This window comes from Pseudomonas sp. Pso3 (assembly GCF_055393275.1).
Genome location: NZ_AP043687.1, coordinates 659,241 through 685,075 on the forward strand (window position 1 = coordinate 659,241; position 25,835 = coordinate 685,075).

Below are 25,835 nucleotides of genomic sequence, written 5' to 3' on the forward strand. Positions count from 1 at the left end.
TGCATCCGGTGGCTCATGCTAAGATAGCGACCCCTTTGCCGCTGGCTGACCTGGCCTGCGCCGCGCCGGCATCCTTCTCCCTGGACACTCTGGATTCAACGCAGATGAGCAAGACTTCCCTCGACAAGAGCAAGATCCGCTTCCTTCTCCTGGAAGGCGTCCACCAGTCCGCCGTGGATATCCTCAAGTCCGCGGGTTACAGCAACATCGAGTACGTCACCAGCTCTCTGCCGGATGCCCAGCTCAAGGAAAAGATCGCCGACGCCCACTTCATCGGCATCCGCTCGCGCACCCAGCTCACCGAAGAGGTGTTCGACTGCGCCAAGAAGCTGGTCGCCGTCGGCTGCTTCTGCATCGGCACCAACCAGGTCGACCTGCAGGCCGCCCGCGAGCGCGGCATCGCCGTGTTCAACGCCCCCTATTCCAACACCCGTTCGGTGGCCGAGCTGGTGCTGGCCGAGGCCATCCTGCTGCTGCGCGGCATCCCGGCCAAGAACGCCTCCTGCCATCGCGGCGGCTGGATCAAGAGCGCGGCCAACTCCTTCGAGATCCGCGGCAAGAAGCTGGGCATCATCGGCTACGGCTCCATCGGCACCCAGCTGTCGGTCCTGGCCGAGGGCCTGGGCATGCAGGTGTTCTTCTATGACGTCATCACCAAGCTGCCCCTGGGCAACGCCCAGCAGGTCGGTTCCCTGACCGAACTGCTCGGCATGAGCGACATCGTCACCCTGCACGTGCCGGAAACCCCCGCCACCCAGCTGATGATCGGCGAGCGCGAGATCCGCGCCATCAAGAAGGGCGGCATCCTGATCAACGCCGCCCGCGGCACCGTGGTCGACCTCGACGCCCTGGCCGCCGCCATCAAGGACGAGCACCTGATCGGCGCCGCCATCGACGTCTTCCCGGTGGAGCCGCGCTCCAACAACGACGAATTCGTCTCGCCGCTGCGTGGCCTGGACAATGTCATCCTGACCCCGCACATCGGTGGCTCCACCGCCGAGGCCCAGGCCAACATCGGCCTGGAAGTGGCCGAGAAGCTGGTCAAGTACAGCGACAACGGCACCTCGGTGTCCTCGGTCAACTTCCCCGAAGTGGCCCTGCCGTCGCATCCGGGCAAGCACCGCCTGCTGCACATCCACCAGAACGTGCCGGGCGTGCTGTCGGAGATCAACCGCGTCTTCTCCGAGAGCGGCATCAACATCTCCGGTCAGTACCTGCAGACCGACGAGAAGGTCGGCTACGTGGTGATCGACGTCGACGCCGAGTACTCCGACCTGGCCCAGGAGAAGCTGCAGAACGTCAAGGGCACCATCCGTTGCCGCGTGCTGTTCTAAGCCGCCAGGTGGCATGAAAAAGCCCCGGTCGGGTTCGCCTGACCGGGGCTTTTTTGCTTTCGTGCTGGAGGAGGTTTCATCGCGGCCATGCCGGTGCGCCGTAGCGACCGCTTCTACAGGTATATCGTGCTTTTGTAGGAGCGGCCGCATCGGCGGACCGCCATGGCCGCGATAAACGCCGTAGCGTGGATAACGGCGTAGCCTTATCCACTGGTCTCGCACGAGCTTCCCTGTGGAAAACGCTGGCGCGGTTTTCCGCGCTACGGATTCAGCTCCGCTCCAGCCGCTCCACGCCCTGGGCGGTGCCCAAGAGCAGCACGTCCGCCGGGCGGGCGGCGAAGAGGCCGTTGGCGACCACGCCGACGATGTTGTTGATCCTGGCTTCCAGGCCCACCGGATCGACGATGTGCATATTGTGCACATCAAGGATGACGTTGCCGTTGTCGGTCACCACGCCGTCGCGGTACTCGGGATCACCGCCCAGCTTCACCAGCTCGCGGGCCACGTGGCTGCGGGCCATGGGGATGACTTCCACCGGCAGCGGGAATTCGCCGAGGACGTCGACGCGCTTGCTGGCGTCGGCGATGCAGATGAACTTGCGTGCTACGGCGGCGACGATCTTCTCGCGGGTCAGGGCCGCGCCGCCGCCCTTGATCAGATTGAGGTGGCCGTCGGCTTCGTCGGCGCCGTCCACATAGAATTCAAGGTCGCTGACACCGTTGAGGTCATAGACGGTGATGCCATGGCTTTTCAACCGGTCGGCGGTGGCCTGGGAACTGGCCACGGCGCCATCGAACTCCAGCTTGTGCTTGGCCAGCAGGTCGATGAAGAAGTTGGCGGTCGAGCCGGTGCCCACGCCGACCACGCTGTCGCGGGAGAGCTGGGGAAGGATGAGGTCGACCGCGGCCTGGGCGACGGCCTGCTTGAGCTGGTCCTGATTCATGGGGGTATCCGCGAAAACGGGTGGAGGGTCGCCGATTATAGCCGCTCGGAGGGCCTGGCTAACCCACCCGGAGGTGCCCGTAGTAGACTTTTCGCCCCCGCCGCACCCACCGGATCGCTCCGCCGATGCTCGAACACTATGTGAAGAAGACCCTGCTCGCCCCCGTCTACGACGTGGCCATCGAAACGCCCCTGCAACCGGCGCGGGCGCTGTCCGAGCGGCTGGGCTGCCAGGTGCTGCTCAAGCGCGAAGACCTGCAGCCGGTGTTCTCCTTCAAGATCCGTGGTGCCTACACCAAGCTGGCCAGCCTTTCGGCCAGCGAAAAGGCCCGTGGCGTCATCACCGCCAGCGCCGGCAACCACGCCCAGGGCCTGTCCCTGGCGGCCCGCGAACTGGGGGTGCGGGCGATCATCGTGATGCCGCGCACCACGCCGGAGCTCAAGGTCATCGGCGTGCAATCGCGCGGTGGCGAGGTGGTGCTGCACGGCGACGCCTTCCCCGAGGCCCTGGCCGAGGCGCTGCGCCTGGTCGAGGAGCAGGGCTACACCTTCGTCCCGCCCTATGACGATCCTGATGTCATCGCCGGCCAGGGCACCGTGGCCATGGAGATCCTGCGCCAGCATCCTGGTCGGCTGGATGCCATCTTCGTCCCCGTGGGCGGTGGTGGCCTGATCGCCGGGGTCGCCGCCTATGTGAAATACCTGCGCCCCGAGATCAGGATCATCGGTGTCGAACCGGACGATTCCAACTGCCTGCAGCAGGCCATGGCCGCCGGTGAGCGGGTGGTGCTGCCGCGGGTGGGGCTGTTCGCCGACGGCGTGGCCGTGGCCCAGATCGGCCACCACACCTTCGAGATCTGCCGCCGTTATGTCGACGAGGTCATCACCGTCAGCTCGGATGAGATCTGCGCGGCGATCAAGGACATCTACGACGATACCCGCTCCATCACCGAGCCCTCGGGCGCCCTGGGCGTGGCGGGGATCAAGAAATACGCCGAGCGGGAAGGTTCGAGCGGCCAGGTGCTGGTGGCCATCGACTCCGGCGCCAACATCAATTTCGATCGGCTGAGACACGTGGCCGAGCGCGCCGAACTGGGCGAGCAGCGCGAAGCCATCATCGCCGTGACCATTCCCGAGCGGCCGGGCAGCTTCCGCGCCTTCTGTGAGGCGCTCGGCCGGCGGCAGATCACCGAATTCAACTACCGCTACCACACCGGCGAAGAAGCCCATATCTTCGTCGGCGTCCAGACCCATCCCCAGCGCGATCCGCGCGACGCCCTCATCCAGGGGCTGCGCGACCAGGGTTTTCCGGTGCTGGACCTGACCGACAACGAGCTGGCCAAGCTGCATATCCGCCACACCGTGGGCGGGCATGCCGCGCGGGTCGGCCAGGAGCAGGTGTTCCGCTTCGAATTCCCCGAGCGCCCCGGGGCGCTGTTCGACTTCCTCGAAAAGCTGGGCGGGCGCTGGAACATCAGCATGTTCCATTACCGCAACCACGGCGCGGCGGACGGGCGGGTGTTCGCGGGGCTGGAAGCCAGCCAGGCCGAGCGGGAAGAGCTGCTGGCGACCCTGGATGCCATCGGCTATCGCTACTGGGACGAGACGGAGAATTCGGCGTACCGGTTGTTCCTGGGCTGAGGTCCGGTGGTGTTGGGCTTCGCTGCAGGTAGGGTGGACAACGGCGCAGCCTTATCCACGCTACGGCGATGATCGCGGCCATGGGCCGCTCCTACAGGGAATGATGTTCTTGTAGGCGCGACCGCAGCGGCGGACCGCCATGGCCGCGATGCGCCCACAAGCCCACGCTGGACCAGACCGCCCCCTCTCCCTCGGGGAGAGGGCTGGGGTGAGGGTAGCCCCATACCGGAAGCTGCCACCTGCTGGACTTTGCGGCGCCCAGCGCCAAGCTACGGGTAGGGTGGATAACGGCGTAGCCTTATCCACCGTTGGCACCGGAGCTCGTCTGCGGAAAAGGCTGCGCCGTTTTCCACGCTACGGGTAAGCGCAATTGATCGCGGCCATGGCGGTCCGCCGATGCGGCCGCTCCTACGGTCAAGCCTGTAGGAGCGGCCCATGGCCGCGATTGGTATTTGGCGCAAAAAGTGGAAAACGCTGCGCGGTTTTCCGCGCTACGCGCTGCGGAGCCCAACCGCCCCTTCTCCCTGCGGGAGAGGGTTGGGTGAGGATGACCACGCGCCAGACGCTCGACACCAACCTACGAAGCCAGCGGCTCCACCCGGATATCCGTCAGCCCATGCACCTCCGCCTGGCGCAGGATGGCCGCGGCGGGAGCATCGGCGGGCGGCAGCGCCAGGCTGTTCTCGGCGTCGGCGCGCAGCTGTTCCAGCACGGCCAGGGCGGCTTCGTGCGGGGCGAGACTGGCCTGCGGATGCTCGAGGTCGAGCTGGCGGGACTCGCCGTCCTTGCGGTAGTGGACGCTAAACATGGGCATGGCGGCGGCCTCGGGGCGGGTTTCTACACAGACTTCCCCGAGCGCACCGCCGTTCCGATCTACTTGAGGATGACCAGTTTGCCCTTGAGGGCGACACCGGCCATGAGGGCACCGGCGTGGCACTCGTAGCGGGTGGGGTCGCTCCACTCGTTCTTCTTGTAGTAGCTGGTGATGTCGGTGACCGCATTGGCACCGGCGGCCTTGGCCGCTTCCTGCAGGCGGATCAGCGCCGATTGCAGCACCCAGCGGCAGGCGACCTCGTCGGTCTTGTTGAAGGCGTTGGTCTTCTGGTTGGTGGTGATGCTGGAGTTGACCACCGTGGCCTTGCCCGGCACCGGGTTGCCGGCCAGGTAGAACTTCACGCTGCCATCCAGGCGCTTGGCGGCCAGGGCTTCCTGGACGACTTCGGCGAAGGGCAGTTGCAGGGTGGTGTCGCGGGCCTGGGCGGCGCCGGGCAGCAGCGCGGCCAGGCTCAGGGTGAGGGCGAGGGTGGAGGTGAGGATACGCATGGTGACTTCCTTGTGGTGGTGGGGATGACTGTTTAACCCAGAACGCCCGCTCCGTCAGCCGTGGGACCGGCGTTCTGTGCTATCGCGCAGGCCGCGGATGGTCACTCCGCGGCGGTTGCGGGGGCAGGCAACTGCAGTTGCCGGCGGATGTCGGCGTCGAGCAGCTGGACCCATTTGTTGTAGTTGCGATGGATGCGCTCGCCGTCGTAGTCGAGGCCGGCGCTGTCGCGGTAGCGGATCTGGTAGCCCTTGGTGCTGTAGGGGATGTCGACCCAGGCCTGGTGGCGATCGCGCACCACGATGCTGGCGACCACCAGGCCGGGGCTCTCCTGGCCGACGCTCCAGCCACGGCGTTCGAGGGTGTCGACGATGGCGCGGCGGACATCGGCGGCGTTTTCCACACGGTCCGCCGGAAAGACCTCCTGGGGCGTCACCAGGGGCGCGCGGGTGCAGGCCGCCAGGAACAGCAGAGCGGAGACGAGCAGCAGGCGACGCAACATGGGCATACCTCGGGATAGGGTCATCAGGACCAGCGGCGGAAGATCAGCGAGGTGTTCACCCCGCCAAAGGCGAAATTGTTGTTCATCACATGGTCCGTGCGCAGCGCGCGTGGCCCGCCACGCAGATAGTCCAGCTCGCCGCACTGGGGATCCAGTTCGTCGAGGTTGAGGGTGGGCACGAACAGCTCCTCGTTCATCATGGCGATGCTGAACCAGGATTCCAGGGCGCCGCAGGCACCCAGGGTATGGCCCAGGTAGCTCTTCTGCGAGCTGATGGGCATGCGGGCGCCGAACAGCGCCTGGGTGGCGCGGGTCTCGGCGATGTCGCCCTGTTCGGTGGCGGTGCCGTGGCCGTTGACGTAGCCGATGGCGTCCGGGGTCAGCCCGGCGTCTTCCAGGGCCAGCTCCATGGCGCGCTGCATGGTGGCCTGCTCGGGACGGGTGGAGTGCTGGCCATCGGCGTTGCTGCCGAAGCCGACGATCTCGGCGTGGATACGCGCACCTCGCGCCTGGGCGTGTTCCAGCTCCTCCAGCACCAGGAGGCCGGCGCCTTCGCCGATCACCAGGCCGTCGCGACTGCGGTCGTAGGGACGCGGCGAGGTCTGGGGCGCGTCGTTGCGCAGGCTGGTGGCATAGAGGGTGTCGAAGACCATGGCCTCGCTGGGACAGAGTTCTTCGGCGCCGCCGGCCAGCATCAGCGGCAGGCGCCCGAACTTGATGGCCTCGTAGGCGTAGCCGATGCCCTGGCTGCCGCTGGTGCAGGCGCTGGAGGTGGGGATCAAGCGGCCCTTGAGACCAAAGAACAGACTCAGGTTGGCGGCCGCCGTGTGCGGCATCATGCGCACATAGGTATTGGCGTTGAGGCCCACCGCGGCGTCGCTGAGCAGCATGTTGGCCAGGGCCTTGATGTCGTCGGTGCTGCCGGTGGAGGAGCCGCAGGCCACGCCCATGCGACCGTCGGTGATGCGGGCGTCGTCCAGCAGTCCCGCATCGGCCAGGGCGCGCTCGCCGGCGGCTACCGCCAGCTGGGACACCCGCCCCATGCTGCGCAACTGCTTGCGGGTCCAGTGGCCCGGCACCTGGAAGTCGACGATGGGGCCGCCCAGGCGGGTGTTCATCTCGGTATAGCGATCCCAGGCGTCCATGCGGCGGATGCCGCTGTGGCCGGCGAGGAAATGGTCGCGGATGGTCGGCCAGTCACTGCCCAGGGCGGTGACGCCGGCCATCCCGGTGATCACGACGCGGCGCGCGCTCATCAGCACAGTCCTCCGTTGACCGCCAGCACCTGGCGGGTGATGTAGCCGGCCTCGGGGGCGAGCAGGAAGGCCACGGCGTGGGCCACCTCCTCGGGGGTGCCCATGCGCCCGGCCGGGATCATCTCGAGGATCTTCTCCACGGGGACGTGCTCGTCGAGGATCTCGGTGTCGATCAGCCCCGGGGCCACGCAGTTGACGGTGATCTTGCGCTTGGCCAGCTCCACGGCCAGGGCCTTGGCGGCGCCGATCAGGCCGGCCTTGGAGGCGCTGTAGTTGACCTGGCCGCGATTGCCGATCAGTCCGGAGACCGAGGTGATGCAGACGATGCGCCCCGGCGCGCGGCGGCGGATCATCGGCATGACCACCGGGTGCAGCACGTTGTAGAAGCCGTCGAGGTTGGTGCGCAGGACCACATCCCAGTCCTCGCCGGTCAGCGCCGGAAAGGCGCCGTCGCGGGTCAGGCCGGCGTTGCAGACCACCCCGTAGTAGCCGCCGTAGGCCTCGGTGTCGGCCTCCAGGATGGCGGCGCAGGCGGCGCGGTCGCCGACGTCGAATTGCAGCACCCGGGCGCTGCGGCCCAGGGCCTCGACCTCGGCGCGCACGGCCTCGGCTTCCTCGCGGCGGCTGCGGCAGTGCAGCACCAGGTCATGGCCGGCGGCGGCCAAGCGCAGGGCGATGGCGCGGCCCAGGCCGCGGCTGGAACCGGTCACCAGGACCGGAGCGGGGGCGACGCTCATGGCGCGGGCTCCTCTAGATACAGATCCACCTGGGGTGGACGATAGACGTTCAGGCGGGCGCTGGCCTGGCAGCCAGGGCCCTGCAGGTGGCAGTCGAAGATGGCCATGCCATCGTCGTTTTCCAGCGCTGGCTGGGCGCGGATGCGCAATTCGCGACCGGCGGGAAAGGCCGGCACGTCGCAGGTGAACTGGCGGGTGCCGAGCAGAAAGCCCAGGGCCGGGGCCTCGCCGCGACGGCGCGCCTGGCAGCCGGCGAAGGCGGCCACGCTCTGGGCCATCAGTTCCACGCCGATCCAGGCTGGCAGGGCGCCCGCGGCATCGGTGAAGAGGCCGGGCCTGACCACCAGGCGGGTCTCGATGCCGCTCTCGTCGCACGCGAGGATCTCGTCGATCAGCAGCATGTCGCCGGCGTGGGGCACCAGTTCGGCGAGGGTCCAGGGGATCATGGCGTGGCTCCGAGGATGAGGCTGACGTTGCTGCCGCCAAAGGCGAAGCTGTTGCTCATGGCGTGGCGGCGACCGTCCAGGCGGCTGTCGGCATCCGTCAGCGCCAGCCGTGGCAGGGCCGGATCGGCCTGGCCGTCCCAGCGCTGCGGCGGCAACTGGCCGGCGGGATTGAGCCGCGGGTCCAGGGTCAGCCAGGCGAAGGCGGCTTCCAGGGCGCCGGCGGCGCCGAGGGTATGGCCGGTCAGCGGCTTGGTGGAGGAGCAGGGCACCCCGGCCGGAAACACCTGGTGGGTGGCCTGGCTTTCCATGGCGTCGTTGTGCGGCGTGGCGGTGCCGTGCAGGTTGAGATAGCCGATGTCCTTCGGTTGCAGGCCGCTGGCGCGCAGGGCCGCCTGCATGGCCTGGACGGCGCCGCGCCCACTGGGATCGGGGGCGGAGATATGGTGGGCATCGGAACTGGCTCCGCCGCCGAGCAGGGCGATGGGGCCGGGTTCGCGGGTCAGCAGGAACAGCGCCGCCCCCTCGCCGATGTTGATGCCGCAGCGATTGACCGAGAAGGGATTGCACAGCGATTCGCTGACCGCTTCGAGGGCGGCGAAGCCGTTCAGGGTCAGGCCGCAGAGGCTGTCGACACCGCCGCAGAGCACGGCGTCGCAATGCCCCTGGACCAGCAGCCGCCGGGCGCTGAGCAGGGCGCGGGCGCTGCTGGTGCAGGCGGTGGAAAGGCCGTAGCAGGGGCCGCTCAGGCCCAGGTAGCGGGCGAGGAAATCCGCCGGCGCCACCAGTTCCTGCTGGGCGTACTGATAGCCCTCGGGCAACTGGCCGCTGCGCTGGTGCACGGCGATGCCCAGGCTGGCCTCGTGGATGCCCGAGGTGCTGGTGCCCAGCACCACGCCGATACGCGCCGGGCCGTGGCGCTCGATGGCCTGGCGCACCTGGGGTTCGATCTCGGTCAGGGCCGCCAGCAGCAGCTGGTTGTTGCGGCTGAAAAAAGGTGTCCACTCCAGCGGCCAGGCTGGCAGCGGCGCGGTGACGGTACCCACCGGCGGCTGGCGCTCGGGAATCCAGCCCGCCGTAGGCTGCATGCCGGCCGTATCACCGGCGAACAGGCCACGGGCCACCTCGGCCTTGCCCTGGCCCAGGGCGCAGAGCAGGCCCAGGGCATTCAGGTAGGCGCTCAAGGCGTGGACTCCGGCAAGGGCGTCAGGTGATAGCTGGACCCATCCGGCGCCTGCAGCTCCAGGCGGTCGGCGGCGGGATAGCGCACCTGCCAGTCCTTGAGGCTGCGGCTGCCGTCGGCGGCCCTCTGCCAGTCGCCCGTGGCATAGGCGCTTGACAACTGGTCGGTCGGGGTCAGGGCGAACAGCAGCACGCTGAAGAAGGTACGCGCCCGGGGATTGGGCGGCAGGAGGCCGTCGGCGTGCCAGGCGCTGTCGATCAGTTGCTGGCGCGCCTGGGGCACGCCAAGGGGATCGAACAGCGAAAAGCGCAGGGCGGCGCCTTCCGGCTGGATGGCCAGCAGCAGGGCGTCGCTGCCCTCGGCGGTCTGGCGCTCCACCTGGTAGACCAGGGCACGCGCCAGCGGCGGCGGACTGCTGGGCAGCGGCGGCTGGCTGGCGCAGGCGGCGAGCAGCAGCAGGCAGGCCAGCGCGAAGACGAACGGACGGGGCAGGGTCATGCAGGATGGGCCGAATTCAGCTGACAGAGCTCGACGAGCAGGCGCAGGCGCCGCCGGGGCTCCTTGACGAAGGGGTTGCGAACGTCCCAGGCGTAGCCGGCGAGAATGGCGCAGATCATGCGTTTGATCTCGGGATCGGCGTGTTCGAAATAGATGACGTCCTGGAAGCTGCCATCGTACCAGCCCTCCACATAGGCACGGAACGTATCGACGCCTGCCTTGAGCGGCCGGGCGAATTCGGCCTCCCAGTCCACCGACTCGCCGCGCAGCTGGCGATCCACCAGCGGTGCGGCCAGACTGGCCGAACGCAGGGCGATGGTGACGCCCGAGGAAAACACCGGATCGAGAAACTCGGCGGCGTTGCCCAGCAGGGCGAAGCCGGGGCCGTGCAGGCGCTTGACGTTGGCGGCGTAGCCACCCAGTTCGCGCACCGGCGTATCCCAGACCGCATTGTGCAGCACCCGGGCCAAGCTCGGGGTCTCGGCCACCCAGTCGCGCAGACAGGTGGCGAGATCGGCGGCGCGTCCGGCATAGCGCTCGGCGGCGGCGACCACCCCGATGGAGGTGCGGCCGTCGCTGAAGGGAATGGTCCAGAACCAGACGTCGCGCAGGGTCGGGTGGGTGGTGATGAGGATGCGCTGGCGGTCGAAGCCGGGATCGTCAATGCGATCCTCGACATGGGTGAAAAGGGCGCGGCGCACGGGGAAGTCCGAAGGCGCCTCCAGATCCAGCAGGCGGGGCAGCACGCGGCCGTAGCCGCTGGCGTCGAGCAGGAAGTCGGTGGTCAGCGCATAGGCCTGGCCGTCGTCGCCCTGCACCTCGAGCCGGGTCCTTTCGCCGTCTTCACCCAGGGTCACGGCGGTGACGCGCTGGCCGTAGCGGATCGTAACCCCCTGGCGCGCGGCGTCGTCGGCCAGGATCTTGTCGAAGGGGCCGCGCTGCACCTGGAAGGTGCTGCGGCCACCACTATAGGTGTCGCGGAAGTCGAAGTCAGTGTAGCGCTCGCCCCAGGCGAAGGCCGCGCCGATCTTGGTCTGGAAGCCGGCGGCTTCGACCGCGGGCAGCATCCCGGCTTCCTCGACGAAGTCCAGGCTGTGGGAGAGCAGGCTCTCGCCGATGGAAAAGCGCGGAAAGTGCTGGGCTTCCAGCACCAGCACCGGATGGCCGCGGCGCTTGAGCAGGGCGGCGACCACGGCGCCCGCCGGGCCGGCACCGATGACGATCAGGGGATGATGTTCAACCATGACGAAGGTCCTTTTCGTGGGAGACGGAGGGCGAGGCCCAGGGCGCCGATGACGATCAGGGGATGATGTTCAACCATGACGAAGGTCCTTTTCGTGGGAGACGGAGGGCGAGGCCCAGGGCGCCGATGACGATCAGGGGATGATGTTCAACCATGACGAAGGTCCTTTTCGTGGGAGACGGAGGGCGAGGCCCAGGGCGCCAGCAGAAAGCTGAACACCAGGCCCAGGCTGATGGCCAGGCCGAAGTTGGCGATGGCCGGGGTGCTGCTGAGCATCAGCAGGCCAAAGGACAGCCAGCTGCCGACGCCGGACAGCAGGCCGCCGAGCAGACTGACCGCGGCGCCGCCGATGGCCTCGTGCATGAGGATGGCGTAGTCCACGCCGATGGCGGTGATGAGCAGCAGGGCGAAGAGGCTGAACAGGGTCAGCGGCTGACCCAGCCAGCCCAGGCAGGCCAGGGCCGCCAGGGCCGCCAGCAGCGGCAGGCAGACGATGCGCAGCGCCGCGCGGCGGCCGAAGGCCCAGAGCAGCAGGAGAAAGATGGCGCCCGAGGCCAGCAGCTTGAGTTCCACCGCCAGGCGCTGGGTGTGGATGAATAGTCCGCGCAATTCGCCCAGGCGATCCACCAACTGCACGCCGGGCAGGCCCGCAGCCACTGTCTGTAGTACCTGGGCATTGCCCAGGCCTTGCAGGCTGACCAGGCCGGCCGCGCCGCGCTCGGTCGTGCGGCCCAACCAGAGCGGTCGCCAGGGTTCGCCCAGGGGGCCGGCCAGGGCCTGGTCCAGGTTCAGGTCGGGCAGCTGCTGCAGTTGCTTGAGCTCGGCCTCCAGCGCCTCCGCCGGGATACCCACGGCCAGCAGCGGTTGCAGGCGTTCGCCCCAACCGGCCAGGGCCTGGCGCAATTCGGCCTGGGCCGCGGCGGGAGCGAGCAGACCGCTGAGGGCGCGATAGCCCTGCAGCTGGCCGGCGCTGACGAGGGCGTCGAGGCGCTGGCCCAGGGCGGTCTGGCGCTCCAGCACCTGGTCGGCATCGGCGCCACGCACCAGGAAGAACTGGCTGGTGGGTTGCAGGCCGGTGAGGCGGGCGATGGCCTGGGCTTCGCGGGTCAATGTCGGGTCCTGGCCGAGCCAGAGGCGCAGGTCGTTCTGCAGGTGCAGCTGCCAGACACCGGCGCCGCAAAAGGCCAGCAGGGCCAAGAGCAGCGGCAGGCTGCCGGTGCGCGCCAGCAGGCGCAGGCGCAGCTCGAGCAGGCGTTGCATGACGCGCAGGGGCGCGGCGGGCGGTGCCAGGTCCAGGCGCTGCCACCAGGCTGGCAGCAGGCAGACGGTGGTGAGGTAGGCGCCGATCAGGCCGGCGGCGGAAAACACCGCCACCTGGGTCAGCGCCGGAAAGGGCGTGCAGGCCAGCGCCAGATAACCGAGCAGGTTGGTGGCCAGGCTGAGGGAAAGACCGGGCAGGGTCTCGCGCAGGATGGCCGTGGCGTCCCAGGGACCGCTCTTCCAGCTCTTGCTGAGATAGTGCAGCGGATAATCGGCTGCCACCCCGGTAAGGCTGGCGCCGAGGATCAGGGTGAGGGCGTTGATCTGGCCGAACAGCAGCACGCAGGCGGCGCTGCCGGCCAAGAGGGCCACGCCCACCGCCAGCAGGCTGAGCAGCACCCGCCAGCGCCGGAACAGCCCCAGCAGCAGGGCCAGGGTACCGAAGGTGGCGAGGCCGCCGATCAGTGACATCTCGCGACTGGCGGTGGCCTGGCCGGCGGCGGCGTATCTCAGGCCGCTGGCGGCCAGCAACTGACCGCCGTCGGCCACCACCTCGCGGCGGGCGGCCTCGATCAGGGCTTCCACCTGCGGCGGGGCATCGAAGTCGAAGGCATCGGCGCGGGTGCGGGCGCGGATCAGCGCCCAGCTCAGGCCGTCGCCCTGGGTCAGCAGCAGGCCGCTGCCGGCGTCGAATTGCACCTTGCTGGCCGGGGTGAGCTGGCGCTGCAGCAGCAGGCCGAGGCCGAGCCAGTCCTCTTCCAGGGGCAGGGCGCCGGCGCCAGCGAAGGGATCGAAGAGGGCCGCGGCGCGGGCTTGCAGATAGGCGTCGGGCGTCTTGATCAACTCGTCGCGCGCCTGCCCCGGTGCCAGCGCCAGGCGACTGGCCAGGAGTTGCTGGCGCAGGCCGGGCAGGTCAGGGGTGAGTTGCCACTGCACCCTTTCGAACAGTGGCTCCCGCGACCAGGCCTGGCCCAGGCGCTCGGCCAGGGCCGGCAGTCGCTCGCGCTGGGGATGGCCCACCAGCAGCAGCACCTCGCGATTGAGCGGCTCGGCCATGCGCGCCTCGGCTTGCAGGGTCAGGGCATCACCGGCGCCCTGGGGCAGCAGCGCCAGCAGATCAGCGGCCACCGGCGGACCGTGCCGCCACTGCCAGGCGCTGAGCGCCAGCAGGGCGAAGAGGAACAGCAGGAAGGGGCGCTGCAGGCGGATCACTGGAAGGCCGCGCGCTGGTCGGCGGAGAGGGCGTCGCGGGCCTGGCCGTCGAGCCTGAGCAGGCTGCGATCGCCCTGGGTCTCGCGGATCTCCACCTGCTCCACCAGCTCACCACCCTGGATGAGGATGCCGTCGAACACCTGCTTGAGCAGGGCACCGCGCGGGGTCAGGCGCAGCTGCCAGTGGCGGGCGTCACCGCTCAGGGCCAATTCGAAGTCGCGCTCCAGGCCGCTGCGATCGCCGCCGAGCACGGCGAGGAACAGCGCACTCTGGCGCGCGGCCAGGTCGCTGCCGGGCAGCGGCGTCCAGCCGGCGGGGGTCTCTTTGGCGATGGCGCCGGGGGTGATGCGATAGGTCTGGGTCAGCGGTTTTTCCAGCTGCCAGAGCAGGCCCAGGCCACGGGCCAGGGTGAAGTGGCCGCTGCTGGTGAGCGGCTGTGGCAGGGCGCGCAGATAGCGTTGCTGGACGAAGCTGCCCGCGACCGCGGCCGGACGCGCCAGCTGGGCCGCCAGGTCGTCGAGATCGAAGGCCTGGGCCAGGGGGGCGGCGAGGATGAGCAGCAGAGCGATCAGCGTGCGCATGCCAGGGCCCTCTCCACGGCGTCGATGAAGACCCTGGGCGAAGCCAGCTGCATCTCGCGGCTGGCCATGTCCACGGCCACCTGCACGGTGCTGGCGCGGGTCAGGCGCTCGCCGGTGGCGGCATCGCTGATCAGGTAGTTGAGCTTGAGGCGGTTCTCCCACTCCACCAGATCGGCCTTGACCCGCACGCGCTGCTGGAACAGCAGGGGACGGATGTAGCGGATCTGCAGGTCGATCACCGGCCAGCCATAGCCGGATTCGCGCATCTGCAGGTAGTTGTGGCCCAGGCGGTCGAGCAGGGCGCAGCGCGCCACTTCCAGGTATTTGACGTAATGGCCGTGCCAGGCGATTTCCATCATGTCGACGTCGAAGAAGGGGATCTGCATCTCCACCTCGACCTGCAGGGCACCGGTCTTACGCATAGAGCCTCCAGTGGCGGGCGCGGATCAGGGTCAGGGTTTGGCGCAATTCGGCCTCCAGGGCGCGGTCTTCGATCAGCGGCGCAAAGGTCTCGCCCAGGTCGCGGTGCATGGCGGCCAGCGGTGCGGGCGGCTCCACGCCCTGCTGGCGCCTGAGCCAGACGCCCTGCTGGGCAGCCAGCAGGGTGGCGGCGGCCACCTGTTCGGTGAGCTCCAGCACGCGCAGGGCATCGCGGGCGGCGATGGTGCCCATGCTGACCTTGTCCTGGTTGTGGCATTCGGTGGAGCGGGAAAAGACGCTGGCCGGCAGGGTGCCCTTGAGCGCCTCAGCGGTCCAGGCGCTGGCGCCGATCTGCACCGCCTTGAAGCCGTGGTTGAGCATGGCGCGTTCGGCCGGTGCGCCGGAGAGATTGCCCGGCAGGCCGTGGTTGTAGCGCGCGTCCACCAGCAGGGCGAGCTGGCGGTCGAGCAGGTCGGCGACGTTGGCCACCAGGGTCTTGAGGCTGTCCATGGCGCAGGCGATGTGGCCGCCATAGAAGTGGCCGCCGTGCAGCACCCGCTCGTCCTCGGCGTCGATCAGCGGATTGTCGTTGGCGCTGTTGAGTTCGGTCTCGATGAACTGGCGCAGCCAGGGCAGGCTGTCGGCCAGCACCCCCAGCACATGGGGCGCGCAGCGCAGCGAATACCTGTCCTGCAGGCGGTGCAGCGGCGCGGCCGGGCCTTCGGCGGCCAGGTCCGCGCGCAGCCAGGCGGCGACCTGGCCCTGGCCCGGATGGGGCTTGGCGGCGAACAGGCGCTGGTCGAAGTGCTCGGGATTGCCGGCCAGGGCCACCACGTTGAGGGCAGTGATGCGGGTCGCCAGGCGCAGCAGGTACTCGGCGCGGGCGAAGGCCAGGCAGGCCAGGCCGGTCATCACCGCGGTGCCGTTCATCAAGGCCAGGGCTTCCTTGGGCCTGAGCACCAGGGGTGTCCAGCCCAATTCGGCGTGGACGTCGGCGGCGTCCCGCACCTCGTTGCGCCAGAGCACCTGGCGCTCGCCGCAGAGGGCGGCGGCGACGTAGGACAGCGGGGTTAGATCGCCACTGGCGCCCACCGAACCCTCCTCGGGGATCAGCGGCAGGATGTCTTCGCGCAGGAAGGCGGTGAGGCGTTCGAGCAACTCGACGCGCACCCCGGAGACGCCCTGGCACAGCGACTGCAGCCGCGCCGCCAGCACCGCGCGGGTCGCCGTCGGGTCCAGGTGACGACCCAGGCCGCAGCCGTGGAAGGTATAGAGCTGGCGTGGCAACGCCGCGACCTGGGCGAGGGGCACGGCGACCACGCAGGAGTCGCCATAGCCGGTGGTGATGCCGTAGACCGAGCCCTCGCGGGCCAGCAGCGACTCGACGAAGCGCGCGCCGCGGGCGATGCCGTCGCGAAAGGCCGCGTCGTCCTGCAGGTCGGCCCGGGCCCGGCCCTCGGCCAGGGCGACCAGCTCTTCGAGGGCGAGGGCCTGGCTACCAAAGCGAACACTAGCGTTCATCGCGACTCCAGAAGGGATAGAAGTTGAACCACTGCCGCGGCGCCTTGAGGCAATGGGCGGCGAGGCGCTCGGCATAGGCCTGGGCCAGGCCCTGGATGCCGGCGGCGCGCTCCTGGCGGCGCCAGCTTGGCGCCGGGGCGAAGTCTTCCAGGTAGAGGTGGTAGCCGTCGGCTTCGCGCAGGCAGAACAGCAGGTTGGTCGGGCAGCGCAGCAGGTGGGCCAGCAGCCAAGGCCCCTGGGGGAAGGGTGCCGGGGCGCCGAGAAAATCCACCGCCACGGTGCGCCCGCCATGCAGCGGCACCCGGTCGCCGGCGATGGCCAGCCACTCGCCGCGCTCCAGGCGCTCGCTCAGCTGCAGCATCACCGCCGGGTCCAGCTCGCTGACCTGGATCAGCCGCAGGTCGCTGGCGCCGGCTTCTTCCAGCAGGCGATTGAAGGCCTCGGCGTGGCGGGTGTGCACCAGCACGTTGAGGCGTACCCGCCGCCCCAGCTGGGCCAGGGCGCGACAGACTTCGAGGTTGCCCAGGTGGGCGGTGACCAGGATCTCGCCGCGCGGCCCGTGCATGCGGCTGTGCACCTGGTCCGGGTCGTGCAACTGCACCTGATCCAGGCCGAGACGGCCGTTCCAGGCATCGAGCTTGTCCAGCAGGGCTTCGGCGAAGGCCATGAACTGGGCATAGCCGCTGCGCCAGCTGGGCTGCAGCTCGGGACGACCGCTCCAGTCGGCCAGGCGCTGCTGGTACTCGCGGATGCCACGGCGGGCGCGGGCGCCGAACAGAAAGAAGTACAGCACGATCAACCGCAGCAGCGGGGCGATGGCGCGGCGGCCCAGATGCCGCGCCAGCCAGGCGGTGAGGCGCATCAGCACGGGGCTGCCGCGCTCGCGCTGCTGCGCCCAGTGGCCGCTCATCCGCGCACCCGGCGCCAGAGCAGGCGCGGCGCGCGCAGCAGCATGCCGAAGAACAGCCGGGTGTGCATGCGCGAGATCAGTACGTTGTCCTGCCAGAGGCGAAAGTGCGAGCGGCCATCCAGCGGATAGTGCACCCGGGTCGGACGCCAGCGCATGGGCTGCTCGCGCCAGGCCAGACGCACCAGGATCTCCGGGTCGAAATCCATGCGCTTGCCCAGGCCGCCGGCGCGGATCACCGCCAGGGTCGGTGCCAGCGGATAGACGCGAAAGCCGCACATGCTGTCGCGGATCTCCAGCGACAGGCTGTTGATCCAGACCCAGACATGGGTGAGGTAGCGGGCATAGAGCCGGCCCTTGGGCACCGAGTCGTCGAATTGCGGAAAGCCGCAGATCAGCGCGTCTGGATAAGCCTGGGCCTCGGCGAGAAAGGCGGCCACGTCGGCCAGGTCGTGCTGGCCGTCGGCGTCCACCTGCAGGGCATGGCTGAAGCCCAGGCGCTGCGCCTCGGCGAGGCCGGCCATCACCGCGCCGCCCTTGCCCTGGTTGACCGGCAGGCGCAGCAGGTGGATGTCGGGTTGCGTGGCCAGCTCGTCCATCACCTGGGCGCAGGCGGGGCTGGAGGCGTCGTCCACCAGCACGCAGGGCAGGGCGCGCTGGCGCAGCGCCTGGACCACCAACGGCAGGGCGTGCTCGTGGTCGAACACCGGGATCACCGCGCAGGCACGAAAGCTCAAGACCGCGCCTCCTTGAGCAGGATGCGCCCGGAGGAGCAGGCCGCCGTGCCCTGGCGAAAGGCGAAGTGCAACTTGCTGCGGCTGGCGTCGAAGTGGAAGGTCAGGGTCACCCGATCGCCGGGGCGCAGCAGCTGCTGGAATTTCAGCACCTCCATCCCGGCGAACTCCGTCGGCAGGGCCAGGTGCTGGCGCGCCAGGCGCTGGGCCCAGCCCACCTGGACCACTCCGGGCACCACCGGCGCCGTGGGGAAGTGGCCGGAAAAGAACGCCAGGTCCGGCGCGACGTCCAGCTCCAGCCGCCAGCCATCTGCGGTCTGCTCGACACTGAGGGGCTCGATCTCCACCGGCCGGGGCTGGGCCAGCAGGCGCTCCACCTCGGCCTGGGCCAGTTTGCCCTGGGCGCTGTAGGGCAGCGCCAGCAGCAGGCGCCAGCGGCGCGGCAGGGCGATGGCCTCGCAATGGCCGACCAGGTGTTCGCGCAGCTCGGCCACCAGGGCGCGGCGACCGCCGTTGCGCAGCTGGTGCAGGCCGCGCTCGCTCAGGGCGACCAGGGCGCCGAGCAGGGCGCGGCCCTGCTGCACCACGCCCAGGCGGACATCGGCGATGGCGGGATGGCCGAGCAGCCGCGCTTCGAGGGCTGGCAGGGCGATGCGTTTTTCTTCCAGCTTGACGATGCGATCCAGGCGGCCGAGCAACTCGAAGTGGCCGTCGCCCAGCAGGCGCACGTCGTCCATGGTCTGCTCGCGCACGCCCTGGGGCAGGTAGGGCGAGGTCAGCCAGAGGGCGCCCTCGGCATCCTGGCCCAGCTCGATGTCGGCAAAGGCCTGCCAGGGTTGCGGGCCTCTCCGCCAGGCGATGCCGCCGGTCTCGGAGCTGCCATAGACCTCGGTGGGATAACGACCGAAGCGTTGCTGACAGGCCTTGGCGGCCGCGCCTGGCAGCACGCCGCCAGAAGAGAATACCTGCACCACCTGGCCGAGGACGGCATCGTCGAGATTCTCGCCCAGGCGCTTGAGCAATGCCGGACTGCTGATCCACACCGCGCGCCGGCCCTGGCGCGACAGGGCGGCGGTCTCGCGCTGCAATTCCTCGGTGAAGGGCAGCGCCTGGCGGGCGAAGGGCCGCCCGGCGCAGAGCGGCCAGAGCACGCGAAACAGCAGGCCATAGATGTGCTGGGTGGAGACGCTGCCAAGGACGGTCGCCGCGCCAAGGGACGCGCCCCAGAGGCGCTCCAGGGCGGCGACCTCGTTGGCCAGCTGGAACAGCTGCTTGGCGATGAGTTTGGGTTCACCGCTGGAGCCCGAGGTGCTCAGGGTCAGCAGCGGCGCCTGCAGATCGAGCCGGGCGGGCGTCAGGGGTTCGGCCGCGGTCCAGCCGTCGAGGTCGTCGAGCCAGGCATCGAGCGTCGGCGCCAGGCGCGCGCGGGTGGCGGGCTGGGCATCCGCCGGCAGGATCACCTCGATCCCGGCGCGCCAGGCGCCGAGCAGGGCGCAGGCCAGGTCTTCGGCATCGTCCAGGTGCAAGGCCAGGCGCCTGAGACCGGCGTTGTGGAAGGCGGCCGCCAGCTGCAGGGCGCGCTGCCTGAGCACCAGGTCCAGCGGACTCGCGGGCGCGAGCAATTCGGCCAGGGGGGTAAAGGTCATGGCAGCCTCCGCACGCGCTGGCGGACCAGCCATTCGCCGGCGAACAGCAGGCCCATCAGGCCATAGGCGATGACGCCGGTATAGAGCGTCCACCAGGCCAGCGGCGCCCACAGCGCCAGGCCGGCGGCGGTCAGCGCATTGCCCAGAAAGAACAGGCACCAGACCTGGGTCACCCGGCGGGTATAGCGCACCGCGCGCGGCGGCAACTCGGGTTCGCGCAGCCGCGCCAGGCGCTCGATCAGCGGCTGGCCGCGCAGCAGGCTCAGGCCGAACACCGCCAGCAGGAAGAGGCTGAGCAGCACCGGATACCAGCGCAGCAAGACGGCGGCGTCGCTCAGGGCCAGCAGCAGGCAGAAGCCCAGGGCGACCAGGGCGGTGCCGCGCTGCAGGCCGTTGAGACCGGGTTGCAGCAGGCGCAGGCCCCAGAGGGCGCCGAGGCCGGCGGCGAAGAGGCGCGGCGAGAGGTGCTGCAGGCCGAAGTAGACGGCGAAGGGATAGGCCAGGCCGAGCAGGAGCAGCAGGGCACTGGCGACCAGGCCCAGGGGAGAGCGGGAAGGCAGGGCACTCATAAGCGGCGGATCAGGCGTCCGCCTGGCTGATGCGATGGACGGCCTCGACCACGTCGCCCACGGTGCGCACCTGGCGGAATTGCTCGGCGGCGATCTTGTGGCCGGTCTGGCGGCGCAGGTGGTCGATCAGGTCGACGGCGTCGATGCTGTCGATCTCCAGGTCCTCGTAGAGGTTGGCCTCCAGGGTCACCCGCTCGGGCTCCAGTTCGAAGAGTTCGACCAGGGCGCTGCGCAGGGTCTCGAAGATGGCTTCACGGCTTTGCATGGCGATCTCCTCAGGCGGCGCGCTGGGCGGCGACAAAGGCCGCAAGGGCGTTGACGCTGGCGAAATGGGTGCGGGTGTCCTTGGCTTCGGCGTCGATGCGGATGCCGTAGCGCTTCTGGATCGCCAGGCCCAGCTCCAGGGCGTCCACCGAATCCAGACCCAGGCCGTCGCCGAACAGGATCTGGTCGTCGCCGATGTCGTCGACGGTGACGTCCTCGAGGCCGAGCGCCTCGATGATCAGGCCTTTGAGCTCGAGATTGAGATCAGTCATGGTTGCCGGTTTCCTTCAGGTAGAGCTGGTGCAGCTGGTCGTTGAGTTCACGCGACGCCAGCGGCAATGGCCGCCCGGCGAAGGTGGAGGGATCGATGTCGGCGCCGACGTCCAGCTGGAAGTCGAAGCGCCGCGCGGGAATGCGATACCAGGGCGTGGCCTTGGTCAGGGTGCTGGGCACCACGCGGATGATCACCGGGGTGATGCAGCGGGCGCCGCGCAGGGCGATGGCGGCGGCGCCGCGGTGGAAGCGCGGCGGCTCGCCCGGGGTGGTGCGGGTGCCCTCGGGAAAGATGATCAGCGTCTGGCCGTCGCGCAGGGCGTCGGCGGCTTCGTCGAGCATCTCGGCGCTGCCGTTGTTGCTGATGTAGCCGGCGGCCTGGATCTGCCGCTTGAGATAGGGGTTCTGCCAGAGGCCCTGCTTGACCACGCAGTTGGCGTCCGGCACCAGGCCGATGAGCACCACCACATCGATCAGCGAGGGATGGTTGGCGATGATCAGCTGGCCCGGACGCCCCAGGCGCTCGCGGCCCTGGATGCGCAGATTCATCACCCGGGTCAGCACCATGAAGGCGACGAAGAAGCGGAACAGCCGGGCATTGGCCCGCCGCGCGCGCTGGCGGCGGCGCAGGGGATCGCCCGGCAGCACCAGCAGTAGCGGCAGGATCAGCAGGCGAAAGACCAGGGCGCCGCAGCCGAACACCACGAAGTTGAGCCCCGTGGCCAGCAGGCGGTAGCCGTAGTCCAGGCGGCCGCTCATCCGCGGGCCTCCGCCTGCCAGTGCCAGGCGCGCCCGGCATAGGCGAGGTGCAGGGCGCCCGGCGCTTCCAGCAGGCGCAGCAACTCCAGGGCATGGGGCCAGGCGCTGGGCGCGGCCTCCGCCGGAGCCGGCACGCCGCTCAGGCCATGGCTGCCGCCCGGGGTCAGCAGCAGGCCCACGGCATAGGGAAAGGGGACGTCGTCGATCTGGGGGGCATAGAGGGTCGGCGGGGCCTCCTCGGCGATCACCACCAGCACGCCACTGGCGCCTTCGGCGAGCAGGGTGCAGGCCTCCAGTACGGCGTGTTCGAGGCCGTCGCGACCGGTGGCCAGGGCGTTCATCTCGCTGTGGTCGCCGCGCAGGATCGACCACTGGCCGATGATGGCGTTGTGCACCGAGAGGCTGAACTGAGTCGGCGAGAGCGGCTCGCCGCGGGCCAGCTCCTGGAGAATGGCCAGGGTGCGCGGGGTCTCGCCATGGCGCGAGGCGAAGATCAGCGGCAGCGGCTCGCCATGGGCGTCGGCCAGCGGCCAGGCGACCTGGAAGGTCATGCGCGCCAGCCTGCTCAGGCGGCGCCGCTGCATGGCCGGCAGGAAGCTGGCATCGGGCTGGCTGCCGTCGTCCGCCGGACGCCAGGGCGCGGCGCACCACTGCCGCCAGGCGTCCTGGTCGCCAAGACCAGGTGCCCAGGCGCGCCAATCGCTAATCTGGAAGTGCATGTTCACAGCCGAATCTACCCCGGAGCCTTACGTGCTTGCCGTTTCATCTATCCCTGATGAGCAGGGTATTGCAGCGTTCGGCGCGCATTATCCAAGCGGCTCCCACCCTAGGCAAACATTTGTCTGAACTTTGCGAAGGGGTGACAGTCGCGCCGCCAAGCCAGAGACAGGCTAGCGTGGCGGGAGGTAGAGAGCCCCTTTTCAGGGAATGAAACGCCGCTCCGTGCGACGAGCGGCAGCGCCAACCCCGATTCGCGGGACAGGAATGAAGGTAAAGGCGAAGCTGTCGCTGAAGGTTATCGCGATCAGGGCCTTCCCGGCGGCTCCAGGGGAATTTCCTCCTGCCTGGAGCCGCCGCGGCCCGCGATCAGGCCGCCGGCAGCGGCTGCAATCGCGACAGCCGAATCGCCACGGCCAGGGCCGCCAGCAGCAGGGCGCCGATGAACAGGCCGACCCCGGTCCAGCCACCCAGGTGCCAGCAGAAGCCGCCCAGGGTCCCGGCCACGCTGGAACCGGCGTAGTAGCTGAACAGATAGAGCGACGACGCCTGGCCTCGCGCCTGGCGCGCCCGGCGGCCCACCCAGCTGCTGGCCACCGAGTGGGCGCCGAAGAAGCCGAAGGTGAACAGCAGCATCCCCGGCAGTACCAGCCACAGCGGGGTGAACAGGGTCAGCAGCAGGCCGCCGAGCTTGAGCACGATGGCCGCGGCGAACACCTGTCGCCGACCGAAGCGATCGGCCAGGCTGCCGAACTTGGCCGAGCTGTAGATACCGGCGAGATAGACCAGCGAGAGGACGCCGATCCAGGCCTGGCTGAGATGATAGGGCTCGGCCAGCAGGCGATAGGCGATGTAGTTGAACAGGGTGACGAAGGCGCCCATCAGCAGGAAGGCCTCCAGGAACAGCCAGGGCAGGCCGGCGTCGCGAAAGTGCAGGGCATAGCCGGCGAGCAGGCTGCGCGGTCGCAGCGGCCGTGGCTGGAAGCGTTTCGACGCTGGCAGGCTGCGCTTGAACAGCAGCGCCGCCACCAGCGCCAGCACCCCCAGGGCGCCGAGGGCGATGCGCCAGGAGACGAAGTCCACCAGCACCCCGCTGATCACCCGGCCGGACATCCCGCCCAGGGCATTGCCACTGATATAGAGGCCCATGGCATAGCCCAGGTGCTCGGGGTGCACCTCCTCGGCCAGGTAGGTCATGGCCACCGCCGCCACCCCGGCCAGCGACAGCCCGACCAGCGCACGGGTCACCAGGATGCCGTCCCAGGTGGGCATCAGGGCGCTGAGCAGGGTGAAGGCGCCCGCAGCGAACAGCGCATAGACCATCACCGACTTGCGCCCGATGGCATCGGAGATCGGCCCGGTCACCAGCAGGCCGCAGGCCATCAACCCGGTGGCCAGGGACAGCGACAGACTGCTGGCCGCGGCGGTGAGGCCGAAGGCCTGGGAAAAGATCGGCATCAGCGGCTGCACGCAATAGAGCAGGGCGAAGGTGGCGAAGCCGCCGCAGAACAGCGCCAGGGCGGTGCGCAGGAACTGCGGCGTGCCCTTCTCGATGAAGACGTCCGGTTCGTGGTGGGCTTCGTTGGCGGCGGGCAGGGTGGCCAAGGTGGGGGTGGATGGCGTGGCGGACGACCGGGACGTGTTCACGGGTACCTCAGGACAGGTCTGATCTCACCACCCTAGGCTGGTGGCTGCCATATATCCAATATATTGTCCGTCTCGATTGATAGGTTCTACGACTCAATGGAAGACGTATGGAATTGCGCCACCTGAGGTACTTCGTGGCGGTGGCTGAAGAGCTGCACTTCGGCCGCGCCGCCGAGCGCCTGAACATCTCCCAGCCACCGCTCAGCCAGCAGATCCAGGCCCTGGAAAGCGAACTGGGCACCCGCCTGCTGGAACGCACCAATCGACGCGTCGCCCTGACCGAGGCCGGCCGGCTGTTTCTCGACGAGGCCCGGCAGATCCTCCTGGCCAGCGAGCGCGCCGCCGAACGGGTCCGTCGCGCCGGCCGCGGCGAGACCGGGCAATTGCAGGTGGGCTTCAGCGCCTCCTCGCCCTTCGTCGCCACCATCCCCAAGACGCTGTTCGCCTACCGCCGCGCCTATCCCGAGGTGCGCCTGCAACTGCAGGAGATGAGCAGTCGCGAACAGATCGACGCCATGCTCGCCGGCAACCTGCAGATCGGCCTGATCCGCCCCATCGAGTTGCCCGACGCCCTGGTGGCGGTCGAACTCTTCCGCGAACCCCTGGTGGTCGCCCTGCGCCACGACCATCCCCTGGCGCAGCAGGGCAGCGGCCCGCTGTCCCTGGCTGCGCTCGCCGACGAGCCCTTCGTCTACTTCCCGCGCAGCTTCGGCACCGGCCTCTACCAACAGCTCCACAGCCTCGCCGCCCGCGCCGGCTTCACCCCGCGCATCGTCCAGGAGGCCAGCGAAGTCCTCATCATCCTCGGCCTGGTCGCCGCCGGCCTCGGCGTCACCGTGCTGCCCGCCACCTACCAGCGCACCCAGATGGAGGGGCTGGTGTATCGCGAGCTGGACGACCCGGAGGCGACCTCGGCGGTGTGGTTGCTCAGGCGCCGGGACGAGGTGTCGCCGCAGGCGGAGGCGTTTGTGGGGTTGTTGATGAGCGCAGCGCAGTAGTGGCCTTGCCCGACCAGGCGCTTTGCTCGCCCTAGTCCGGTGTCGAGTCGGCCGGCTTCTTGCGGCGCAGGCGATTGGCGGCACGGGCGTCTTCGCTCGAGGCGAAGAAGTCGAGCTTGACCAGCCGCGACACGATGGCGCCCTCGCTGCGCTGGACCTGTGCGGCGATACGGGCGACATCCAGTTGGGCCTCGTACCAGAGTTGCGCGAGCTGGGTGTCGTCTTCGGCTGTCCACCGGGCGCCCGCCTGGGCGGGTTTGTTGACCGTATCGGCGACCGCATCGGGAGAGGCAGCAGGGATCGGCGGCAGCGGTTGCCAGCCGTCGGCAGCCTGAGAAGCCCACAACCACAGCGAACCGTCGTCGCAAAGAGCGCAAAGCCGGTTGGACGCCGATTCCGCATCGGCAGGCAGTACCTGAATCTGGACGATCTTGCGCACGGCTGGGCCTCCGGTTGCTGGTCAGGAGGGAAGGATAGAGCAGGAAGATTGCAGCGGTTCCTGGTGCCTTGTCCAAATCCAGACGCTTGGGTTTGCCCTCACCCCGGCCCTCTCCCTGAGGGAGAGGGGGTGTTTGGGGCGAGTACGGTGCAGGTGGGGCGTAGGTTGAGCGCAGCGCAGCCCAACAGGGCCCAGTCCGCTCAGTAGTAGCTGCGCATCACCGCGATCCCTGTCTCCAGCACGTCCCGCCATTCCTGGCGCAGCGCTGCAGAGAAGTCGGCATCGTGCTCGGCCAGGGTGGCAAGCAGGCAGTCGACCCAGAGGCCGTAGAGTTCGGCGTCGATGTCCAGCCGTGCGCGGCAATGGCTTTCGCCGAGCTGGCGCAGCCGGGTGGCGGGCATGCCGCGGGCGACCAGCACCAGATTCATGATGCCGTGGCGCAGCAGCAGCTTTTGCGCGGCCATGTCGGTGTGGGCGAATTTCTCCTGCACCCGGGGCGAACTGGCCAGGAAGCGCTGGTAGAAGTCATCGAAGAAGGCGGGGCTGGCGCAGCAGCGTCCGTAGCTCAGCATCACGTTCTGGGCCGGCAGCATGCGGATTCCTGGTTGGGCACGAAACGGCGCAGCCTGCCCGAGCAATGCCGAGGTCCTCTTGATTCCCATCAAGAGGAGGACGCTTCGCGCCCCTCTGAAACATTTTGAACCATTTCACAAGGCGGCTTCTCTACCTTAAGCGCAGCGGTCGCCGAGAAACCCCTACTCCAGAGGGCCTGGCCCGTCAGTGCGCAC

At 69.1% G+C, this 25,835-nt stretch carries 28 protein-coding genes; 3 read left to right on the forward strand and 25 right to left on the reverse strand.

The features are described from left to right. Positions 1-104 precede the first annotated feature (104 nt). A complete protein-coding gene (serA, locus tag ACZ5R1_RS03085) occupies positions 105-1,334 on the forward strand; it encodes a phosphoglycerate dehydrogenase (protein ID WP_027598764.1) in 1,230 nt (409 codons plus the stop codon). A gap of 268 nt (positions 1,335-1,602) precedes the next feature. Here the strand turns inward: serA and rpiA are convergent, their stop codons facing one another. Further along, positions 1,603-2,277 (reverse strand): ribose-5-phosphate isomerase RpiA, encoded by a 675-nt coding sequence (gene rpiA / locus ACZ5R1_RS03090; protein WP_027598763.1) that lies wholly within the window; start codon positions 2,275-2,277, stop codon positions 1,603-1,605. A 125-nt stretch (positions 2,278-2,402) separates the two neighbouring features. Between rpiA and ilvA the strand changes: the two genes are divergently transcribed. Further along, on the forward strand, positions 2,403-3,917 hold the full coding sequence (ilvA, locus tag ACZ5R1_RS03095) for a threonine ammonia-lyase, biosynthetic (RefSeq protein ID WP_156045033.1): 1,515 nt from the start codon (positions 2,403-2,405) through the stop codon (positions 3,915-3,917). A gap of 577 nt (positions 3,918-4,494) precedes the next feature. On the opposite strand, the gene ACZ5R1_RS03100 is transcribed toward ilvA, so the two are convergent. From ACZ5R1_RS03100 to ACZ5R1_RS03205, 22 genes are all read right to left on the reverse strand, one after another. Then, complete coding sequence (locus ACZ5R1_RS03100) at positions 4,495-4,731, reverse strand: hypothetical protein (RefSeq protein WP_042137469.1); 237 nt, start codon at positions 4,729-4,731, stop codon at positions 4,495-4,497. A 59-nt stretch (positions 4,732-4,790) separates the two neighbouring features. Next, positions 4,791-5,240, reverse strand: coding sequence for a hypothetical protein (locus ACZ5R1_RS03105; RefSeq protein ID WP_007161066.1), 450 nt, complete (start codon positions 5,238-5,240; stop codon positions 4,791-4,793). A 101-nt stretch (positions 5,241-5,341) separates the two neighbouring features. Beyond that, positions 5,342-5,740, reverse strand: coding sequence for a hypothetical protein (locus ACZ5R1_RS03110; RefSeq protein ID WP_052382675.1), 399 nt, complete (start codon positions 5,738-5,740; stop codon positions 5,342-5,344). A gap of 23 nt (positions 5,741-5,763) precedes the next feature. Beyond that, the gene (locus tag ACZ5R1_RS03115; protein WP_042137474.1) at positions 5,764-6,996 is read right to left on the reverse strand and encodes a beta-ketoacyl-ACP synthase; all 1,233 of its coding nucleotides are present in this window, start codon (positions 6,994-6,996) and stop codon (positions 5,764-5,766) included. Then, positions 6,996-7,733 carry a 3-oxoacyl-ACP reductase FabG gene (gene fabG, locus ACZ5R1_RS03120; protein ID WP_042137476.1) on the reverse strand — a complete coding sequence of 246 codons (738 nt, stop codon included), beginning with the start codon at positions 7,731-7,733 and terminating at the stop codon, positions 6,996-6,998. Before fabG ends, ACZ5R1_RS03115 begins: the two co-directional genes overlap by 1 nt. Next, a complete protein-coding gene (locus tag ACZ5R1_RS03125; protein ID WP_042137478.1) occupies positions 7,730-8,179 on the reverse strand; it encodes a hotdog family protein in 450 nt (149 codons plus the stop codon). Before ACZ5R1_RS03125 ends, fabG begins: the two co-directional genes overlap by 4 nt. After that, on the reverse strand, positions 8,176-9,360 hold the full coding sequence (locus ACZ5R1_RS03130; protein ID WP_042137480.1) for a beta-ketoacyl-[acyl-carrier-protein] synthase family protein: 1,185 nt from the start codon (positions 9,358-9,360) through the stop codon (positions 8,176-8,178). The genes ACZ5R1_RS03125 and ACZ5R1_RS03130 overlap by 4 nt, the downstream gene beginning before the upstream one ends. Beyond that, positions 9,357-9,857 carry a hypothetical protein gene (locus tag ACZ5R1_RS03135; protein WP_042137482.1) on the reverse strand — a complete coding sequence of 167 codons (501 nt, stop codon included), beginning with the start codon at positions 9,855-9,857 and terminating at the stop codon, positions 9,357-9,359. The genes ACZ5R1_RS03130 and ACZ5R1_RS03135 overlap by 4 nt, the downstream gene beginning before the upstream one ends. Continuing rightward, positions 9,854-11,101 carry an NAD(P)/FAD-dependent oxidoreductase gene (locus tag ACZ5R1_RS03140; protein WP_042137485.1) on the reverse strand — a complete coding sequence of 416 codons (1,248 nt, stop codon included), beginning with the start codon at positions 11,099-11,101 and terminating at the stop codon, positions 9,854-9,856. The genes ACZ5R1_RS03135 and ACZ5R1_RS03140 overlap by 4 nt, the downstream gene beginning before the upstream one ends. Before the next feature lie 146 nt (positions 11,102-11,247). Next, positions 11,248-13,572, reverse strand: coding sequence for an MMPL family transporter (locus ACZ5R1_RS03145; RefSeq protein WP_288471791.1), 2,325 nt, complete (start codon positions 13,570-13,572; stop codon positions 11,248-11,250). After that, complete coding sequence (locus tag ACZ5R1_RS03150; protein ID WP_042137489.1) at positions 13,569-14,153, reverse strand: outer membrane lipoprotein carrier protein LolA; 585 nt, start codon at positions 14,151-14,153, stop codon at positions 13,569-13,571. Before ACZ5R1_RS03150 ends, ACZ5R1_RS03145 begins: the two co-directional genes overlap by 4 nt. Then, a complete protein-coding gene (locus tag ACZ5R1_RS03155; RefSeq protein WP_027599963.1) occupies positions 14,141-14,575 on the reverse strand; it encodes an acyl-CoA thioesterase in 435 nt (144 codons plus the stop codon). The genes ACZ5R1_RS03150 and ACZ5R1_RS03155 overlap by 13 nt, the downstream gene beginning before the upstream one ends. Continuing rightward, positions 14,568-16,094, reverse strand: a complete 1,527-nt coding sequence (locus tag ACZ5R1_RS03160; protein WP_042137491.1) for an HAL/PAL/TAL family ammonia-lyase — start codon at positions 16,092-16,094, stop codon at positions 14,568-14,570. The genes ACZ5R1_RS03155 and ACZ5R1_RS03160 overlap by 8 nt, the downstream gene beginning before the upstream one ends. Further along, the gene (locus tag ACZ5R1_RS03165; protein WP_027601014.1) at positions 16,084-17,004 is read right to left on the reverse strand and encodes an LpxL/LpxP family acyltransferase; all 921 of its coding nucleotides are present in this window, start codon (positions 17,002-17,004) and stop codon (positions 16,084-16,086) included. Before ACZ5R1_RS03165 ends, ACZ5R1_RS03160 begins: the two co-directional genes overlap by 11 nt. Continuing rightward, the gene (locus ACZ5R1_RS03170; protein ID WP_042137496.1) at positions 17,001-17,738 is read right to left on the reverse strand and encodes a glycosyltransferase family 2 protein; all 738 of its coding nucleotides are present in this window, start codon (positions 17,736-17,738) and stop codon (positions 17,001-17,003) included. Before ACZ5R1_RS03170 ends, ACZ5R1_RS03165 begins: the two co-directional genes overlap by 4 nt. Beyond that, positions 17,735-19,381, reverse strand: a complete 1,647-nt coding sequence (locus ACZ5R1_RS03175; protein ID WP_042137498.1) for an ApeI family dehydratase — start codon at positions 19,379-19,381, stop codon at positions 17,735-17,737. Before ACZ5R1_RS03175 ends, ACZ5R1_RS03170 begins: the two co-directional genes overlap by 4 nt. Next, entirely contained in the window at positions 19,378-19,950 is a 573-nt protein-coding gene (locus ACZ5R1_RS03180; RefSeq protein WP_042137500.1) for a COG4648 family protein, read from the reverse strand. Before ACZ5R1_RS03180 ends, ACZ5R1_RS03175 begins: the two co-directional genes overlap by 4 nt. Before the next feature lie 10 nt (positions 19,951-19,960). Next, a complete protein-coding gene (locus ACZ5R1_RS03185) occupies positions 19,961-20,215 on the reverse strand; it encodes an acyl carrier protein (protein WP_027599969.1) in 255 nt (84 codons plus the stop codon). A gap of 10 nt (positions 20,216-20,225) precedes the next feature. After that, entirely contained in the window at positions 20,226-20,486 is a 261-nt protein-coding gene (locus ACZ5R1_RS03190; protein WP_027599970.1) for a phosphopantetheine-binding protein, read from the reverse strand. Beyond that, positions 20,479-21,246: a lysophospholipid acyltransferase family protein gene (locus ACZ5R1_RS03195; RefSeq protein ID WP_042137502.1), complete on the reverse strand. Its 768-nt coding sequence runs from the start codon at positions 21,244-21,246 to the stop codon at positions 20,479-20,481. The genes ACZ5R1_RS03190 and ACZ5R1_RS03195 overlap by 8 nt, the downstream gene beginning before the upstream one ends. After that, a complete protein-coding gene (locus ACZ5R1_RS03200) occupies positions 21,243-21,965 on the reverse strand; it encodes a beta-ketoacyl synthase chain length factor (RefSeq protein WP_042137537.1) in 723 nt (240 codons plus the stop codon). Before ACZ5R1_RS03200 ends, ACZ5R1_RS03195 begins: the two co-directional genes overlap by 4 nt. 367 nt (positions 21,966-22,332) lie before the next feature. After that, the gene (locus ACZ5R1_RS03205; protein WP_027599973.1) at positions 22,333-23,610 is read right to left on the reverse strand and encodes an MFS transporter; all 1,278 of its coding nucleotides are present in this window, start codon (positions 23,608-23,610) and stop codon (positions 22,333-22,335) included. Between the two features lie 107 nt (positions 23,611-23,717). On the opposite strand from ACZ5R1_RS03205, the gene ACZ5R1_RS03210 reads away from it, so the two are divergent. Beyond that, positions 23,718-24,608: a LysR substrate-binding domain-containing protein gene (locus ACZ5R1_RS03210; protein ID WP_042137504.1), complete on the forward strand. Its 891-nt coding sequence runs from the start codon at positions 23,718-23,720 to the stop codon at positions 24,606-24,608. 31 nt (positions 24,609-24,639) lie between these two features. Here the strand turns inward: ACZ5R1_RS03210 and ACZ5R1_RS03215 are convergent, their stop codons facing one another. Both ACZ5R1_RS03215 and ACZ5R1_RS03220 read right to left on the reverse strand, forming a co-directional pair. Then, on the reverse strand, positions 24,640-25,047 hold the full coding sequence (locus ACZ5R1_RS03215; RefSeq protein ID WP_042137506.1) for a hypothetical protein: 408 nt from the start codon (positions 25,045-25,047) through the stop codon (positions 24,640-24,642). A gap of 200 nt (positions 25,048-25,247) precedes the next feature. Beyond that, positions 25,248-25,640, reverse strand: coding sequence for a globin domain-containing protein (locus ACZ5R1_RS03220; RefSeq protein ID WP_042137508.1), 393 nt, complete (start codon positions 25,638-25,640; stop codon positions 25,248-25,250). Positions 25,641-25,835 lie beyond the last annotated feature (195 nt).